This window comes from Streptomyces incarnatus (assembly GCF_001027185.1).
GTDB lineage: Bacteria > Actinomycetota > Actinomycetes > Streptomycetales > Streptomycetaceae > Streptomyces > Streptomyces puniciscabiei.
The window spans coordinates 2,115,511-2,133,045 of the sequence record NZ_CP011497.1; the positions used below are offsets into that span (position 1 = coordinate 2,115,511).

13 protein-coding genes are annotated in these 17,535 nt (G+C 67.3%); 8 read left to right on the top strand and 5 right to left on the bottom strand.

Annotated elements, in window-relative coordinates; translation table 11 throughout:
- Positions 1-11 precede the first annotated feature (11 nt).
- The 7 genes from ABB07_RS09410 to ABB07_RS09440 all read left to right on the top strand — a co-directional run bounded on the left by ABB07_RS09410 (position 12) and on the right by ABB07_RS09440 (position 6,998).
- Entirely contained in the window at positions 12-374 is a 363-nt protein-coding gene (locus ABB07_RS09410) for a hypothetical protein (protein ID WP_208898287.1), read from the top strand.
- Positions 371-1,174 carry an SPDY domain-containing protein gene (locus ABB07_RS09415; RefSeq protein ID WP_341845878.1) on the top strand — a complete coding sequence of 268 codons (804 nt, stop codon included), beginning with the start codon at positions 371-373 and terminating at the stop codon, positions 1,172-1,174. Before ABB07_RS09410 ends, ABB07_RS09415 begins: the two co-directional genes overlap by 4 nt.
- Before the next feature lie 598 nt (positions 1,175-1,772).
- Entirely contained in the window at positions 1,773-2,549 is a 777-nt protein-coding gene (locus ABB07_RS09420; protein WP_341845879.1) for an SPDY domain-containing protein, read from the top strand.
- 33 nt (positions 2,550-2,582) lie between these two features.
- Positions 2,583-4,373 (top strand): type IV secretory system conjugative DNA transfer family protein, encoded by a 1,791-nt coding sequence (locus tag ABB07_RS09425; RefSeq protein ID WP_208898290.1) that lies wholly within the window; start codon positions 2,583-2,585, stop codon positions 4,371-4,373.
- Positions 4,370-4,585: an XF1762 family protein gene (locus tag ABB07_RS09430; RefSeq protein ID WP_244189295.1), complete on the top strand. Its 216-nt coding sequence runs from the start codon at positions 4,370-4,372 to the stop codon at positions 4,583-4,585. The genes ABB07_RS09425 and ABB07_RS09430 overlap by 4 nt, the downstream gene beginning before the upstream one ends.
- A gap of 5 nt (positions 4,586-4,590) precedes the next feature.
- Entirely contained in the window at positions 4,591-5,817 is a 1,227-nt protein-coding gene (locus ABB07_RS09435) for a DNA cytosine methyltransferase (protein WP_208903365.1), read from the top strand.
- A complete protein-coding gene (locus ABB07_RS09440; protein WP_208898291.1) occupies positions 5,817-6,998 on the top strand; it encodes a DnaB-like helicase N-terminal domain-containing protein in 1,182 nt (393 codons plus the stop codon). The genes ABB07_RS09435 and ABB07_RS09440 overlap by 1 nt, the downstream gene beginning before the upstream one ends.
- Positions 6,999-7,092: 94 nt before the next feature.
- Here ABB07_RS09440 and ABB07_RS09445 read toward each other — a convergent pair whose 3' ends face one another.
- Positions 7,093-7,983 (bottom strand): DUF5655 domain-containing protein, encoded by an 891-nt coding sequence (locus ABB07_RS09445; protein WP_208898292.1) that lies wholly within the window; start codon positions 7,981-7,983, stop codon positions 7,093-7,095.
- Positions 7,984-8,908: 925 nt separating this feature from the next.
- Between ABB07_RS09445 and ABB07_RS40685 the strand changes: the two genes are divergently transcribed.
- The gene (locus ABB07_RS40685) at positions 8,909-9,745 is read left to right on the top strand and encodes a hypothetical protein (protein WP_244189296.1); all 837 of its coding nucleotides are present in this window, start codon (positions 8,909-8,911) and stop codon (positions 9,743-9,745) included.
- Between the two features lie 186 nt (positions 9,746-9,931).
- Here ABB07_RS40685 and ABB07_RS09455 read toward each other — a convergent pair whose 3' ends face one another.
- The 4 genes from ABB07_RS09455 to ABB07_RS09470 form a co-directional block, all read right to left on the bottom strand.
- A complete protein-coding gene (locus ABB07_RS09455; RefSeq protein WP_208898293.1) occupies positions 9,932-11,230 on the bottom strand; it encodes a DGQHR domain-containing protein in 1,299 nt (432 codons plus the stop codon).
- 800 nt (positions 11,231-12,030) lie between these two features.
- The gene (locus tag ABB07_RS09460; RefSeq protein WP_208898294.1) at positions 12,031-12,864 is read right to left on the bottom strand and encodes a phosphoadenosine phosphosulfate reductase family protein; all 834 of its coding nucleotides are present in this window, start codon (positions 12,862-12,864) and stop codon (positions 12,031-12,033) included.
- Positions 12,861-16,442: an ATP-binding protein gene (locus tag ABB07_RS09465; RefSeq protein ID WP_244189297.1), complete on the bottom strand. Its 3,582-nt coding sequence runs from the start codon at positions 16,440-16,442 to the stop codon at positions 12,861-12,863. Before ABB07_RS09465 ends, ABB07_RS09460 begins: the two co-directional genes overlap by 4 nt.
- Complete coding sequence (locus ABB07_RS09470; RefSeq protein ID WP_208898295.1) at positions 16,439-17,530, bottom strand: DUF4007 family protein; 1,092 nt, start codon at positions 17,528-17,530, stop codon at positions 16,439-16,441. The genes ABB07_RS09465 and ABB07_RS09470 overlap by 4 nt, the downstream gene beginning before the upstream one ends.
- Positions 17,531-17,535: the final 5 nt, after the last annotated feature.

Consider the following 17,535-nt stretch of genomic DNA (forward strand, 5'->3'; position numbering starts at 1 on the left):
CAAGGAATTCTGTGCCCCACCTCACCCCGGACAGCGTCCACGCCGCCACCGAGACCCTCTCCCGCCTCACCGAATACCTACGCCAGGACCCGGACCCCGCCGAAGCCCTCGCCCTGGTCGAGCCGTTGCTGGACGAGTACACCGGCCTTCCCGTCCAGCTCGCCGACGCTCTGCGTGCCCTCGCCCGCATCGTGCAGACCCACCGCCCGGACACCCCGCTGGACCATAAGGTCGACCTTCTGGTCCAGGAACTGCGCAGTGCCGCCTGGGAACAGACCGACCAGCACACTCTCCACTACGTCATCGACGACCTGCGCGCCTTGTACGCCTCCTCCGAGCCGACGCGCACGGTGGGGTGCGGCTCGTGCCGGTGAGCGGACAGCAGCTCGACGAATTCGCCAGGAGGCACGCCTGGCGCATCCCGTTCGACACCAGTCCCCGTCACCTCGCCGGCCCCGGCGACGCCCGCCATGTCACCCACGGCCTGGCCGCCGCCGGATGGAAACGCACCTCCGACCCCCTCAGCCCCGAGATCGTCCTGAGCAGCCCGGATCACCGCTACCGCCTCGACTTCGTCCCGGAGTCCGGCACGTTTGCCTGGTGGCGGCTGTGGGCCGAATCCACCGACACCGAGCCGGGCTGGACCGCCACCTTCGGCGAACTCGTGCCCGCCGAGGTCCTCGCCGGCTTCACCGACGCCCTCGTCGCCCCCGCACCCACCGAACGCAGCAGCCCGCTGGATGTGGTGGACGCTGCGGGATGGCTCCTGGACGCACGCGGCGCGGCCAGCTCACCGGACGCTGTCTGCCTTCTCGAACGGCGACCCGACTCCCTCCTGTCCTGGCAGGTGGAGGTCCACGATCCCGACCGCGGGCGCCAGGGCGCCCGGCTGTGGCACGCCTCCTTCGAGGATCGCACGCCCGGCCACCTGGTCAACGCCTTCCTCACCGCGCTCGTCGACCCTGCCCCGCTCCAGCGGGGGATGGGCGACCGCACCGCCCACCACAGCGCCGTTCAGACGCCCAGCCCGCTTAGGCCGGAGCAGATCGTCGAGGCACACACGGACCGTCTCAACAGCATCCGTGCCAAGGTCCGTGCCGCCCTTCGGCAGAACAGCAAATCCAGCGCCTCCCCGGCGGCGCCCGCCGCCGCGCGGCCGGCCGCCCGCCGCTGACCCCGCGAAAGGACACCCCTATCTCCCACCCGCACGCTCACCGTGAGTTCCTGGGCCACCTCGACGGCTACATCCGCGAGGCCAAGAAGATCCTCGACGCCTGGAACGTCTACTCCGACGAGCACACCGACCTCGACGGCTGGCCGTACGACGACCACGCCTACGGGCTGCGCCAGCAACAGCGTGATGCCGACACCGCCGCGGCGTTCGAGAACCTGCGCGCAGGCGCCCGGCACCTGCTGAACACCGCCGACGCGCAACTGCCCCTGGTTCCCGCCGGCACCGCGCAGACCCGCTGGATCTACCAACTCGGCGTCCTGCGCGACGCGCTGGACCGCCTCAACACGCTGCACGAGGAATGGCTCCACACCCGCGAAAGTCTCCCGACCGACGCCAAGCCCGGGACGAACGTCTTCGACGCCGCCCTTGCCGAGCACCACGCCGAGTGCTGGAGCTACCTCGACGACTGGGCCACCCACGGTCACGTGATCAGTGAGATCAACACCACTGCCCGGCACGCGCCGTCCCCGCTGGCTCCCCCGCCCACCACGCGACCAGCCCGGGCAACTGGCCGAACCGCGGCGGCACGGAGGTGACGGTGCACGACGGCCCTTCCCAGACGGTCGACGTCGACTTCATTGCTCCACGTCACCTGGCCGGCGGCGGTGTTCCCGCATGGATCACCGTCCCCCCGCACCGCGCCTGCGGCTGGAGCCACGGCCACGACCCCCTCATGCCGCGCGTCATCCTCTCCAGCCCCGACCAAAAGGCCCTCCTGCGGCTGGAACCGGACCCCGACGGCCAGTGGTGGACGCTCCAGCACGCGCCCACCGAGGACCGGCCCGCCTGGTACGCGAGCTTCGGCGCCCTCACCCCCGTCGAGATCATCGCGGGCTTCACCGACGCGCTCACCGATCCCACCACCGACCGGGACAAGCCCCACGACCCCCTGGCGCCGCTCCTGGGCGCCGGGTGGTCGCCGTCCTACAACCTCCACCGGTTCGTCTCACCCGACGGCACCGTGCGGGTCGACGTCCACGAGACGACAGGGACCTGGTGGATCGGCGCCGTCCTAGACGACGCACGGCCCCCGGTGTGGCAGGCCCGCTTCGGTGAGCACACACCCAAGCACCTGATCGCCGCATTCACCACCGCGCTCACCGACCCGCACCCGGCAGCACGCACAGGCACGGTGCTCAGCCTCCCGACCCGCAACCCGGATCTGGTCACCCACACCCGCCAGGAAGTACCGGCCCGGCAGGTCGCCTCCGCGCTAGAGGACCGCGTCCGCCAACTCGCAGCCCGACACGCGGCCACGGCAGCACCAACCGCCATTCCCCGACGCCCGTCCGCCGGTCCCGTCCGCACCCGCTGATGCCCTTGTCCCCGCACCGAAGCACGTAGCCCTTTGCCTCCTACCTCCGCCAACAACTCCGACGGTTACGACATCGCCTTCCGTCTCCTGATGGGCGTCCTCGCCGTCGTCGTCCCCCTGTCTCACCTCGCCTGGCTGTCCGGCAACATCACCGCCTGCCTCACCAGACACCCCTGGGCGTCGTACCAGCCGACCACCGCCTTGCTCCACCCCGACCAGCTCTGGCCGACGGCCGGAGAAACGTCCCTGCTGATCGGTGCCCGCATCATCCCCGTCACCCTCCTTCTCGCCCTCGGTGCAACAGCCGGCCTGCTGTGGGCCCGGCACAAGAACAACGGTGGTGGTCGGAAGAAGAAGATCACCGGAATGGCCAAGCCGAAGGACATCGAGCCTCTGATGGCCAAGGCGATCACCGACAAGGCGCGCTCGCTGCGCCCGAGCCTGAAGACCGCGAAGCACATCGACGCCCGCGACACCGGCATCCTCCTCGGCAATCTCCAGGGCACCAGGCACGAAGTCCGCATGGGGTACGAGGACGTGGCCGTCGCCATCATGGCGCCGCGGTCGGGAAAGACCACCTCGCTGGCGATCCCCTCCATCCTCAACGCGCCGGGCCCCGTCCTGCTGACCTCGAACAAGGCGGCCGGCGACGCCTACACCGCCACCCTCGACGCCCGCGCAGCGGTGGGCCGGGTGTGGTCGATGGACCCGCAGCAGATCGCGCATGCCGCCCGCGAGATGTGGTGGAACCCCCTCGCCGACGCCAAGACTCTCGACGGCGCCGGCCGCCTGGCCGGTCACTTCCTCGCCGCCTCCGTGGACGCCTCCCAGCAGGGCGACTTCTGGTCCAAGGCCGGATCCAACATCCTCAGCCAGCTCTTCCTCGCCGCCGCGCTCGATGACCGGCCGATCACGGACGTGATGCAGTGGCTGGCCTTCCCCGCCGACCGCACCCCGCTCGACATCCTGCGCGACCACGACTTCACCGCGGTCGCCGCCCAGCTCAAGGGCACCGTGGAAGGCCCGCCCGAGACCCGCGACGGCATCTACGAGACCGCCCGCCAGTACGCCGCCGCCCTCCTCAACAGCGAGATCGCCGCGTGGGTCACCCCGCAGAAGGACGTCCCCGAGTTCCGGCCCGCCGAGTTCGTCACCTCCACCGACACCCTGTACCTGCTGTCGAAGGACGGCGGAGGAGGCGCGTCGGCGCTGATCGCGGCGTGCGCGGACTCCGTGATGCGGGCCGCGACCGCCCAGGCCGAGCGCGTCGGCGGCCGGCTCGACCCGCCGATGCTGGCGATCCTGGACGAGGCCGCCAACGTCTGCAAGATCAGTGATCTGCCGGACCTGTACTCCCACCTCGGCTCGCGCGGGATCATCCCGATCACCATCCTGCAGTCCTACCGCCAGGGCCAGAAGGTCTGGGGCGACGCAGGCATGGACGCGATGTGGTCGGCCGCGACCGTCAAGGTCATCGGCTCCGGTATCGACGACCCGGACTTCGCGGACAAGCTGTCCCGGCTGATCGGTGACCACGACGTCGAGACCACCTCCACCTCCACGTCCGAGTCCGGGAAGTCGACCTCCGTCAGCATGCGGCAGGAGCGCATCCTGCCCGCCGACGCGATCCGTGCCCTGCCCAAGGGCACCGCCCTGGTCTTCGCCACCGGCATGCGCGCCGCGATGCTCGACCTGCGCCCCTGGTACCTCGAATCCGGCGCCGGCGAACTGGCCGCTGCCTCCGCCCGTGCCTCGAAGGCGATCACCGATCGTGCCGTCGCCAAGCACGCCCCGCTCCAGTCAGATTACCGGCAGGCCGCATGAGCGAGGGCCGACTGCGCCTGGTGCCGGTCCGCTCCCGCGAGGCCAAGGACTTCGTCCGGAGGCACCGGCACCACGCGCCACCGCCAGGACAGATCTTCGCCGTCGGAGCCGCCGACGAGGAAGGCACCCTGCGTGCTGTGGCGATCGTGGGCCGGCCCGTCGCCCGCCACCTCGATGACGGCACCACCCTGGAAGTGGCCCGTACCTCGTGAGACGGATAATCCTCGACCTGTTCGCCGGCCCCGGCGGGTGGAGCCACGCCCTCTCCGTCCTCGGGGCCCGCGACGTCGGCCTGGAATGGGACACATGGGCCTGCAAAACCCGCGCCCGCGCTGGGCAGTTGACCATCCAGACCGATGTCGCCCGCTATCCGGTATGGATCTTCTCCGGTCGCGTCCTCGGGCTGATCGCCTCCCCGCCGTGCCAGGCGTGGTCGATGGCCGGCAAACGCCTCGGCCTGGTCGACCAGCTCCTCGTCCACCAGGCCGTCACCGACCTCGCCGCCGGCCGCGACACCCGCGAACAGCTGCTCTCCGCATGCGCTGACCCCCGCTCGCTGCTCGCGGCCGAGCCCATGCGCTACCTGCACGCCCTGAATGCGGTGGGCGAGCCGGAGTGGGTGGCCATGGAGGAGGTCCCCGACGTCCTGCCGCTGTGGAAGCAGTACGCCGCGGTGCTGCGTACCTGGGGCTTCTCCGTGTGGACCGGAATCCTGAACGCCGCCGACTACGGCGTCCCCCAGACCCGCCGCCGTGCGATCCTCCTTGCCTCCCGCGTCCGTACCGCCGAGCCGCCGCCGCCCACACACGCCCAGGTCGCCGAGCCCGAATCGTTGTTCGGTCCCGGCCGCGCACGGTGGGTGTCGATGGCCGAAGCTCTGGGCTGGGGCCGGACCGACGGCCCGGTGCCCACCGTGTGCGCCGGGGGCGGACCAGGAGGCGGCCCCGAACCCTTCCCCTCCGGCGCCCGCAAGACCCTCACCGACGCCCGCGCTCGCGGCACCTGGACCCCACACCCGGCCGGGGCCGCCAGACACAGCCGTCGAACCGACCAGCCGGTCGACTGCTCAACGCAGACGAGCACCGCTGAAGCGCACCGCTGGGCGTGGTCCTTGCGGAGCAACAACCAGGCCAACGCCACCGTGCGACGGGTGGACGAGCCAGCCGGGACACTGTTCTTCGGGCACCGCGCGAACGAATGCACCTGGGTTGCCGAACCCGCCGCTCCCGTACCCCTGAACGTGGCGGTGCCGGAACCGATCCGGATCACAGCCCGGGAGGCGGGGGTCCTGCAGTCCTTCCCGGTCGACTACCCCTGGCAGGGCAACAAGGGCCAGCAGTTCTCCCAGATCGGCAACGCCGTCCCGCCCCGGTTGGCCGCCCACCTTCTCGCTCCACACCTGAACGTCCCACTCAACACCGACGACTTCACTCTGGCCGCCTGATGCCCCGCACCCCGCAACCCGACAAGGACGATCTTGCCACCACCACACCGTGGCCCCCGGTGTACTACGCCGAGCAAGCTCTACTCGGCGCCCTCCTGTCTGACCCGCAGCACCTCGCTGACGTAACTGGGATCAGCCCAGAAGCGTTCTCCACCGCGGCGCACGCCGCGGTGTTCGCAGCGATCTGCGCCATCCCCGCCCCCGCCCTGGCCGAGGCCACCGACTACACCGCCGCGTTCGCCGCACTGCGTGCGCAATCACTCTCGGGCCTGGCCGAGCGCACCGAGCACATCGTCTGGCTCGGCAAGGTGCTCACCACTGCGCGCGAGCAGGCACGCGGACTGACCGCCGCACACCTGCACGGACTCGTCAGCACATGTCCCAACCCCCGCCACACGCCCGCGTACGCCCGGATCATCGCGGCCGAATCCGCCCGCTGCCGCCTGCGCAAGGCCGCCGCCCGCCTGGTGCACACGGCACAGGACGCCTCGCTCCCACACCCCGTGCAGGCCGCACTGGCCGAGGCCGACACCCTCGCCTCCGTCGTGGACGACATAGCCGCCGCCTTCCCAGCGAACTCCGGGCCCCTGCCCCGTGCTGCCGCACCACCGCCGGCACTCCCGCACGACGGCGACGAAGCCGCCCAGGAGGAGCGGCTGCTGCTCGCCACGTGCACGGCGCGCCCGGCCGAAGTCGAGCCGATGCGCTGGCTGACCCCCGAGGACTTCACCCACCCCCTGCACGCAGGGCTCTGGCAGTGCCTCACCACGCTTGTAGGCCGTGACGTGCCAGTCGACCCCGTTACCGTCATATGGGAGGCCCAGCAGCGCGGTGCCCTGAGCGCCGCGGACGACCCTCGGGACCTACTCACCTTCCTTGCCGAACCAGACGTGTCCGCGCCCTACCTCGGCGAGCGCATACTGCACCGGTCTGTGCTTACCACTGCCCACCACGTCGGCCGCCGCATCATCGCGTTCACCGACGACCCAGCCAACACGCCCTACCAACTCGTCGTCGGCAGCCGCCGAGCCCTCGCCGAACTGACCGCCATTCGCGCCCGGTGGCACCACGCCACAACCTCCACGCCAACAACTTGGTCCCCGCGCCGCACGGCCAGGATGGCGCCGCGCGCCGGCCCGCCGCCCACCACAGCCCCACCCACCAGCCGCATCGCTCGCTGACCCGACGTTTCCGGCGGCCGACCCAACCGGTGCGGCCGTCGGCAGAAGGAACCCCCTCCGTATGACCACGCCCTCCATCGACGCCCACGTTGACTCAGGCAGCCGCGTAGCTGGCACGGAATAGGTCTTGCGCTCGATCCAGGTCCTGAAGCGTGCGCAGCTGCACCTCAAGGTCACCCGTCCCGTGATGACCGAGACCCGTCACGTCCCGGGTGAAGCCGGGCACCAGATCGACCTCCTTCGGATCTACCTTGAGGTAGACAAGGAGCTTGGTCTTCTGCGGCGGGCAGGCGCAGGCAAAGTTCCGCAGACGCTGGTACGCCCGATACGTCTTACGCTGAACGCAGTTCACGCCATCACCGAGACCGAGCAGTGTCTCGTCCAGTGCCTGCGCCAGTTCGTCTAGCGCCGTGCTCTGGCCGCCCTTCACCGCCAGTACGGTCGATCGCCTGCGCACCCGTCGCACGGCCGGCGCCCTGCCGCTGACGGAGGCCATGGTCTCAAGGCCGAGCAGGTCCCTGCCGAAGAACCGGTAGCGGACCAGGTCAATGCTGCGCCGGTGCTCGCGCAAGGCGTGCACGTCGTAGCGGGTGAAGTCCCCGGCGATACAGATCAACCTCGGGCTGCTCCAGAGCACCTGGGCCGCGGCCGTGGCCCCGAGCCGGTCGCGGATCAGGTGCTCGAACTCTGCTCGGTGGTCCACGAGCCAGCTCAGGTAGAACAGCCCTTGGTTGATGACGCCGGCGTCGAGACCGCGCTTGTACTCCACAACGACGGGCGATCCGTTCTCGTCCAGACCGAGCGAATCAATCCTGCCCCCATGTACAGGTCCAGTGCTGTACTCGCTCGCCAGAAACTGGACGCCCAGAAGCGTCTCCATGTGTGTCTCGACCAGACCCTGCACATCTGCCTCGGTCTCAGCAAGACGCGGCGCGACCTCGGTCGCGCCGCTCATCGTCGTGTGGAACAGCTTCAGGCCCGACACCTCCCCCTCCTCGGCTCGGTGATCCACAACGCCGGGCGGGCCCGGGATTGTTTCCGCGAGGGGCTTCGGCCTGTGAAGATGCTGTGAGACGTTACGTCCGGGCCCACCCGGCCCCTCGCGGCCTTTGTTCCTCACAACACATGCCGACTGGAAAAATGTGAACACGCAGCCCACCATCCTCAGTGCGTGCCACGGCGTGTTAATAACTGGCGACTGACGTCTCGGTGCAAGGCGTCCCTGCGACAGTGTCCTGGTGACTTTCGCAGATATGAATGATGCCCCGCCCCAGACCTTCTGCGACAGCGTGGACGTACCAGTGCTCTTCCGCGGCGGGCCTGCGAAACGGCCTTATCAGAAGTGGCGCACCGCCAGCCACCAAGCATGGTCCTCACCGGGCGTGTTCCCGGCGAAGGACGGCTGGTACCTGCCGACGACCACGTGGCGGGAGATAGTGAAAGCAGCCACCGAGGTGGGCAGGGACGTTGTGCCTTGGCTGCACCACGTGCCGCAGCTGGCGGGGTGAACTGGTGGCTCGCGTCGCTCCCTTGTACGCCTACCTCGGCATGCATAACGTCGCCCTGAAGCATCCCCTCCCACACAGCTCCGGCCGACGTCTGACCGTGAACGTCGTGTACGAGCACGGCACCGAACGAACCGCCAAAAGCATGCTCGGATATGGCTTGGGCATGACCATGGCTGAGTGGGTCTGCCGATCGCTCATGGGTCTCGGGCAGACCTGGCACCTTGAGGACGGGGCCCCATCCCCGCCCTGACCAACGACTTTAAGGACCCGACCCGCACGCTCCCGGACCTGTGGGGTCTCCATGAGGCCGAGAACGCGTATTGGCTGATCGAGGCCAAGGGCGGCGATGTCCGCAAGAAGCGGCTCGTCGAGGGGTGGGAGCAGCTCGAAGAGGGCAGCAAAGTGCTGCGCGCCTACGCGCATCGCCGCATTCTGTGCGGTGCGTCCGTACAGCCTCAAGGGGATCTGTTCCTGACCATCGACCACGACCATCACCAGGGCCAGCCCGCACAATCGGCCGGCGGCCACAGCACCCCCACGGCGCCCAGTACAGCCGAGGACCACCTCGCCGATAGCGACGACGCCCTCCTCATCGCTGCCCGCGCGCAGATGCTGACCTACCTTGTCCTGCGATCCATCCCTCCCTCGCGGCTGCGCAGCGTTGGCCTTCCTGCGGACCGCTCCACCCGCCGACGCACCCTCGTCGGTCTGACCACGCCCCTGGAACGCGATCCAGCCACGCATGAGCTACGCGCTCATGTACGCGCCGAGACCACGCAAGAAGATCAAGAGACACTCCGCTTTCACGCACGTGACGTCGGCCTGGACGACTTCCTCACCTGCCGCATTCCCGGCACCGAAGTGCAACTGGGCATGTCGCGTCGCCTGTTTTCCACCTGCGAGCAGCTCCACCGAGAGGACCAGCTGATCGCGGAGCGGACGCCGGGCCTACGTGCCGAGGACCAGCGCATCGCGGACGAGCCAGCCGACGAAGAGGCCGAGGAGCAACGCCGCCGTACTCAAAGGCGTGTCTTTCGCGAAGCACAGGAGGAGGAGCGCGACCTCGTCCGAGAACGCCTGCGCGACGCGTACGAAGCTGAGCGCCAGTGGCGCGACCTCCTACCCACCCACCAGGAACCCCGGCTCGACATCGATGAGCACCCTGGCCTACTCGAAGCAGCAACTCGCGAGACCTATCTGGCACTGTGGGCTGACGATCTCCCACATCAGCGACGCTGACCGGCAGTGGCATCAGCCAGGTAGAACTTACGGAAACGCGTATGCCCCCGCGGACGGGGATACCGCGGGGGCATGCGCGTTGTGTAGCGCACACGGTGCTGCACGGGCATCCGTTGGGCAGACCACTCAGACCCCGGCCTGGCCAGCAGAACGGCGGGCAACGCACCTGGGAAAAGAGTTGGCTACCTACTCAGCGAGGGGCAGCCGTCGCGCCAGCTCATCAGCCGACACGGCGTAGCGCTCGTTCTTCACCGTCCGGTATGTACGGATGGCGCGGTCGATCTGTGCACGAGAAGCCGGGGCGAGATGGACGAGTAGCAGTTCGTAAAGAGCCTGGTTGTTGTCCTTGGCCGGAATCATTTTTCCCTTCCGGCTTCCATCCGGAGTTTCCTGCCACACTGCCGAGAACGGCGCAGAAGTCATCTTCCAGTCCAATTCACTCAAGCGGCGCAGGAGCTCCGGCCAATCCAGGAGATTCTGCTCGATGATGTGACGGGCAGCTCGGACGACCTGGACCTGGACAGCGGGGCGCATGAAGGGATGCCCATCCCCATCTCGACCCTTAGGCGCACGGAGATCCTTAGGCGCCGCGTGCGCCTCATAGCGCTCCCGCATGTTCCCGCAAGCAGCGAGCAGCTCATCAATGCGCTTGGCGAGTACCTCGTAACTTTCGTCAAGGATGTCGTCCGTTGCTCGCTGAGAGGTCTTGTTCATGCTCTCATGCAGACCGAAACCCAAGTCCGTGAGCAGATCGTACAGAACCCCGATCGTCGTCCACGCGGTGCCAGTTACACCCACCTGGCGGGTAGCGAGCTTAAGTTCACCCTCGTTGCCCACTTTACTGAAGACCTGCACCACGCCCTTTCGCCCAAGAAACTCATGGTCGTCGAGCAGGCGGCGGGTCAGAATCGCAAAACCATCGTCCTCATCGAGGGCGATATTCTCTTGTGCGGTGGTCTTGACAGCGTTGCGGTTGATATTGGTGAAGAGACGTCGGGTCCTACGGCGTCCCGCTTCGTCATCGAAATGCGGAACCACAATCACACTGATGTCCTCGCGCCCCAACTCCGGGTTCCGCTTGACCGCGTCCTTGATAGCTTTCAAACGATGCTGGCCGTCCAGCGCGAAGAACTGGTGGGTGCCGTCAAAGGTTAGAACTCCAAAGTTGCGGTCCACGCCAGCGAGAACATCACCGTACTCAGAATTCTTCTCCATCTCCAGCGGGATGTACTCCGGAGCGCCTCCCCAGGCCGCGACAATAATGGCCCCGAGAAATCGGTTCTCGTTCGTCAATAGGTAGTCGGTGATTTCAGCCGTGCGCGCTCCAACGCCGCGCTGAATCATCGTCCCCAGGTCCTGGTTGCCACCTAGCTCGTGCGCGAAGCTAATTTCCCGTGCCACCGCCGCGTAGCTCATAAGGCACGAGTAGTACTTCCAGTTCCCCACCTTGGCTTCGAAGGCAGGAACGAACGTCTTGGAGGGCATAGATACCTCTTCTTATGCTGCGGCGGTCAGGACGTCCAGGCGGCTCGGGGAACACCGAGACGCCCACGCAGTTTGGGGCGATCAGAGTCGTTAAGAGGGGGGTTCCACAACCGGATGAGCCTTTTCTCTAGCCCCCGGATCCGGTTTCGGTCCGTCACCGTGGTGCACCAGAACTCCATGGGGCGCAGCGGAAGATAGCGACTCAACCGCTGCTCTCTGGTCTTTGGTTCACTGTCGGTCCACAAGCTCTCGGGATTGGCGCGCAAATACCTGCGGTACTCCTTGTAGCGCTGCCGAATGGTGTTACCGGAGTCGGACCTGGAGGCTCCCGCCTGCCCGACATAGAGGAGCTGCGGGAAGCTTCCGTAGGTAGGACGGCTATCGACCGCGAACTGGAATTGAGGCCGCCAGACGAACATGTACAAGCCCGGTTCGTCAGGGAGGGCGGGCGCGAGGGTATCAGTGGCCTGGTGAACTTCCCACGGCGAGGCGAACTCGCGGAGGTCTTGATCAAGTTGTCGGCAGCTCTCCCCGTCCAGCATCCGCAGCAGACCGACCTCGATGGGCAACCCCGGGCTGTCCTCCTCACGGTGCCTCTGCACCATGCGGGTCAGCGCGTCTCGACCGGTCATGCTCGAAACCGACATGCAGATAGCCCCCCGTACACGACTCTGCGGCTCTGGCACATCTAGTGTGACAGGTAGGACTGACAGCCACTCAGAGAGCCATGGAAAAGGCCCGCCTCGCGGTACGTCCACAAGGCGGGCCTCTGCCCGGTCAAGTGACCGGGGGTCACCTGGCTAGAGGTGGCAAACGGAGCAGCCTGCCTCGTCGTCATCGGAGTCGAGGGCGTCGGTGAGGACTTCCAGGAGGGGCCGGTTGGGCTTGACGCGCTTGGCAGCGCGCTCCAAGGCCGCCTGGTGCTTGGCCTCGATCTCTTCCTTGCGCTCGATCAGCTCTTGAAGGGATTCACCTTGCGACCAGGTGTAGTTGCGCCCCTTCATGGCGGTGTGCCGGTACCGGACCTTCTCCTCGTACTCTATGGCCCGTTCGAACAGGTCGGGGTGGCGCTCCTTGAGGCCGACCCACTCGTGCTTGCGCTGGAAGAAGCAGAAGTAGCAGCCAGAGCGGGTGCGCCACTCGTAGTAGTCGGGCAGGCCGATGCCGGCCTCGTCCAGGATCCGCATGACGCCGTCCTTGTCGATGCCATCCTCTCGGAAGGGGAAGACGGCTTCGATGTTCGGCTTTGTGCTGACGTAGCCGAGGCGGTTTTCGTCGGCGCGGATGGCGACGTAGGAGATGACCTTGTCGTCGCCGACCCAGTCCTCCAGAGGCTTGATCTTGAGGTTCTTGGTGCACCAGCGCATCTGCGGGCTGGGAAGGGTGCCCTGGTAGACCTCCATCCAGTGGTCGAAGTCGCGGTCGGCGTTGAGCCGCACGATCGACTTGCCCAGCGCGGCCTCGAGCCGGTTGAGGTACTCGTAGGTCTCAGGCAGCTCGGCGCCGGTGTCGCAGAAGAAGTACTCCATCTCCGGGACTCGGTCACGCATGTAGACGGCGAGCGCAGACGAGTCCTTGCCACCGGAGATGCCGAGCACGTGCCGGACCTTCTTGGTGTCGGCTTCGTCGGTCATCCCTGTGCCTTCCTTTCACTCGCCGCTGTCGCGGCTTCGGTAACGCGCTGGGCGAGGGCAGCGAGAAGGATCCGTGCACCGTCCGGCCCCAGTGCCTTCTCCGCCCGCTTCAGGACGTCCGCAGCGAGCGTGTCGGCCTCGCCGCGTGCCTGCTCGGGTACGTAGATCAGCGTGCGCTGCTCCACGCCGGCGCTGTCGGTCAAGGTCAACAACTGGGCGTCGAGTTTCTCTTCCCGACTCCGGACCTCGCGTCCGGCGTGGTGCAGGTGTCCTACGCGATCCAGAGCTGCAGCCATCGCCCGGGCCTTCTGTGGGAAGACCTTGGCTTCGTGGTCGTCCCAGTCGCCGAGAGCGGAGTTGGTGAGGCGTACGACGATTGGTTCCAGCCAGTCGTCGTCTTCCAGGCTGTCACTGAGGACGAAGTCGACGAAGCCCCGCAGGTCTGGTGTCAGTACAGCGTCCGCGAAGCCTCGCAGCCGGGCCGCCAGCTGAGTGCGCAGCTCAGACAGTTCGGTCGGCAGGCGGAACTCCTTGGCCAGGACTCGGACGACCTCCGCGCGCAGCCGACTCTCGATCGCGACGAGCTCGTCCGCTGCCGCAGTGAGGCGTTCGACATAGGTGTTCGCCGCTTCTGCGTTGGTGCGCGTGCGTGCCGGGACCTCGGGCAGGCCAAGAGCCTTGGGCAGTGCGTGGAAGACCAGCTCGTCGGGGTCTACCGCCTTGGCGATGGTGGCGCGAACGGCGCGGGCATCGGCGGAGATGTTCTTGGTGGTGCGCGCGTACTTGTTGAGGTCGGCCACCCGGGTGATCAATGCGCTGGCGACCGCGAGCAGGTCGGGGTTGCGCAGAGCCTTGGAGCGTGGAGCTTCCACGCCGAGGGAGACCATCAGTTTCTTGATGATGCTGCCGCGCTGGCCATCTCCGGCCGGCGTGTACTTCACGGAGAAGCGTCCCGGGCCCTTGACGAGGCGCTCGACCACGTCAACGGTCAGTCGGGGCAGGTAGGTACCTTCCTCGAACAAGGCGACATCGTGCCGGCGGATGACGAGCGCTGGCACTAGGAACACCGGGATTACTCCGGCCTTGAGCCCGAAGGGCGGGCTCATCAGGGTCCGAATGACCTCCTCGATACTCAGTCGTTCGGTGGCGTCGGTGAGTACCTCGTTCAGCGCGTTCCAGGCGGGCTGGGCGTGCTCGTGGCCCTCGCCAGGCGACGAGAAGCCGTACGGAAGCAGGCTTTCCTGCTGGCTCTCGGCCTGGGCCACACCGTTTTCGCGGTGCAGTCCGAGGTAGGCAAGTGCGCCGCTGTACATGGCGCGCTCGGGCTTGTAACCGTCTTTGAAACCAAGGTTCTTCTGCCCGGATGCCGAGAGCATGGCCGTCAGCAGTATGCCGCGGGCCTGGGCGGCCTGGCTGGTCAGGACGTGGCGCCCGAGCATCTCGTTGCGAATGTGCGGCGTGTGCGGGTACACCGACTCGCAGGCCAGGGAGACCAGTCCGCTGAGGCTCCGGGCCGTCAGGTTGGAGGCTGCGGGTTCTTCGCCCGGGGCAATGCCACTGTGCCACAGGCTCCACGATGCGTCCGAGGACGGCGGGTAGAAGGCGTCCTGCATCAGCTCCAGCAGCTCCGCCTCGGCCTGCACGATCCGCTCGGTGACTTCCCGCCGGGCGACGTGGTCGAGGCCCTGGTCGTTGCTCAGTTCCTTGAGCGCGACCAGGTAGGTGGCCGTCGTGAGCACCACGTCCGGCTGCGGCGTGGTACCGACGAGCACGGGCAGGGGCGAATCGACGTTCGGCCGGTTGGCCTGGGTGCCGAGGTGGAAGACGACGAGACCGTCGGCAGGCTCCCTCAGCTCGTCTGGGGCAGCGACTGTCTTGGTCTCCGGACCGCTGACCGCGGTGTAGAACACACGCATCATGCCGGTGACCTGGCTGTGACGGCCGGCCACGAATGCCTGCGGGACGAGCCCACCGAGACGGTCGATGACCGAGGCATCATCGAAGTGGCTGATGATTTCCTTCAGTCGGCCGTCGATGTCGACGTCCGTGCCCTGCCAGACCCGGTACTCGCCACTGAACTCGCGATGGACTACGAAACCCCGGCGGACGAGGTCGGCGAGCCGTTCTTCGAGCACCGTGAAGGCGTCGGGGTCGGCGACGTCGGTGGGATCGTGGAGAGCAAAGTGGATCATCGGGGCGGTAGCGCTGAGGGCCCCGTCGGAGTCGATCAGGTTGAGGACACCGATCGTCTTCAGAATGCCTTGATCGGCGTCCGGGAGGCCGTTGGCGTCCCGGATGCGCCCATCGACCTCGATCCACCGGCTCGCGTTGGCGGAAGCGAGCAGGGTGGTGCGTCCGGAGTTGAGGAAGTAGTCGTACAGCTGCGGCAGCCGCACCGTGCTGGCATGGTCTACTTCCTCTTTGCTGTACCGCGCCAGCGAGTGGCGGACGGTATTGGGTTCGCCGCTGTTGAGGAAGCCTGAGAGACTGCGGTCGTGTTGGCCGATCTGGGCAGCGAGAATCGGTGCGGCGAGGGCCGTGATCGGATGCAACGGATAGAGGTCGGCGAAGTGTTCCGGACCAAGCTCAGCCAGGACCCCGAGACCATGCTCCGACCAAATCTCCGCGGAGGCGTGGGCCGATGCGGCAATCAAGGCTTTGCCCGCGCGGCTGACGGCTGAGTGGTCGAGGCGGCGACGCAGCAGGTGCAGGGAGTCACCGTGGTGGGGCACAAAGGTGATGTCTTCGAAACGGCCCTGAATCTTGGCCCATTCGCGGGTCTTCAGTTCGCTGGACCGTGAGGCGTAGTCCATGAACGAGAGGTGCTGCAGAGTCATCACGTAGACGGGCAGCCCATTGGGGCCGGCCGACTTCTCGGCGAGTTCCTGCAGAAGGAACAGGTCGTTCTGAGCGTCGGCGAACTCGTTGTGGCTGGCCAGGTGTTCGAGGGTCTTGCCGAACTCGTCGATGACGAGCAGCAGGGGCTGCTGCCCGTCCGCCGTCAGTGCCGTAACGGCGTCGAGGATGTCCTTGGCGCCGGCGCTGTCCGGATCGGCGCATGCAGCGAGAGCCGCGGCGATAGCCTTCGGGAAGCGCTTGCCCCAGCGTCGCTCCGCCGCCGTGTGCAGGGCCCGGGCGAGTGTGGCGACGAGGGGTTCACGGCGTGCGGTGGCTACGCCGCCGAGGAATCCTTCGGGGGCGATGGCGTCGCGCGCGGCGGCCAGGCGCTGTGCGAGGGCAGGGCTGGCCTCGTCGAGGATGCGCTCGGCTTCGGTGCGCCGCTTGGCGTCCCGCCCAAGCAGGGCGTCGATGAAGTTGGACAGAGTTGACTTGCCGGATCCGTATGGGCCAGTGAAGGACCAGGCGCGGGTGCGGCGTTGGTCGGCAAGGGCGCTGGCGATGCGTTCCAGAACGTCGACTGCCCGGGCGCCGACGTAGGGATCGTGCAGGGCGTCCGTGACGTCGCGTTCGAGGTTCGTCGAGCGCATCTGGGAGCCGACGAGTTCGATGCCGGCGGGGAACTGCGGGGCGGAGTTCGCGGCGCTGTTGGGGGTCCGCGTGGGGGTTGCGGTGGTCACGCGGTCTCCTCAAAGAGTGGCTCGGTGGTTTCGGCGGTGTTGGCGGTGAGTTCCTTCTGCTCGGCCTCGGAGAGCTTGGGGAACTTGCCGGCCCATTCCTCGCGGGTCGGGAAGCCTGGGCGGCGGGTGACGAAGTCGTACTGCTCGTCAAGTACATCCCAGGCCAGGTCGAAGGGGTCGGCGGTGAAGGCAAGGCTGCGCTGTCCCACGGCCTCGGTCAGGCTGAGCTGTGGGTGGTCCGCGGCGACCTTCTGCAGCGCCGTGACGATCTCGTTTTCCCGAACCCGGAATGCGCGCCCCGGGGAACCTGGCTCGTTGGCGAGGCGGGCGACAGAGATCGAGTTGGCCTGGCGGGAGAACTTAGCGGCGTAATCGAGGCAGGCGTAGGCCAGGACGCGCGCCGGCAGCGTGGTGCGGTGTCCGCTGGTGAACTGCCACTCCGGCTTGCCACGGGTGCCGACGAAGGTCAGCAGGTCAAGCTCACGGAAGGGGCAGGCGAGCAGATCCTCATAACTGCCCGGGGAGCCGGCCTTCTCCGGAGCGCTGCGCGCGTACATCTTGGTCAAGCAGTCGATATCGCGGACGATCGACGCTTCGACCGGGCTCTCCTTGTAGGAGAAGTTCACGTGCCGGGTGACGACCTGAGTCATGTCGGCCACCGTGAACCGGGAGAACGGCGCGAGGTGGAAGGCCGTGTACCAGGTTGGCGCCCAGCACTTGGCCCCTGGACGGGAAGAGACGAGCCACCAGTGCAGCAGCCACAGGCTGCCGTTCTCCTCTAGATACGGGTCTGCGCCATCCTCATCGAGCAGCCAGCGAGCCTCCCACGTCGGGTAGGAGTACTTGGAGCGCGCCCCGGTCGTCGGGTAGTGCTCGCGCGTCAGCTTGAAGGCCCGGGACCAGTAACGCATGGCGTTGACCATGTTTTTGCCCACGCCGAACAGCACCGGCGCGTCATCCGCGAGGAAGGCACTCGGGTCGTCTTTGACCTGCATGTATGCCTTGTGCAGCCAGCCGAAGCGGGGCGCGAAGGTCTCATGTCGCGCGAAAGAAAAATGGGCGGCTTCCCCAAGCCGGCTGTCTGACATCAGGG

Coding starts and splice junctions, on each gene's coding strand:
- ABB07_RS09470 (WP_208898295.1), bottom strand. CDS start 17,530: ATGTCAGACAGCCGGCTTGGGGAAGCCGCCCATTTTTCTTTCGCGCGA.
- ABB07_RS09430 (WP_244189295.1), top strand. CDS start 4,370: ATGAGCGAGGGCCGACTGCGCCTGGTGCCGGTCCGCTCCCGCGAGGCC.
- ABB07_RS09460 (WP_208898294.1), bottom strand. CDS start 12,864: ATGACCGACGAAGCCGACACCAAGAAGGTCCGGCACGTGCTCGGCATC.
- ABB07_RS09440 (WP_208898291.1), top strand. CDS start 5,817: ATGCCCCGCACCCCGCAACCCGACAAGGACGATCTTGCCACCACCACA.
- ABB07_RS09455 (WP_208898293.1), bottom strand. CDS start 11,230: ATGCCCTCCAAGACGTTCGTTCCTGCCTTCGAAGCCAAGGTGGGGAAC.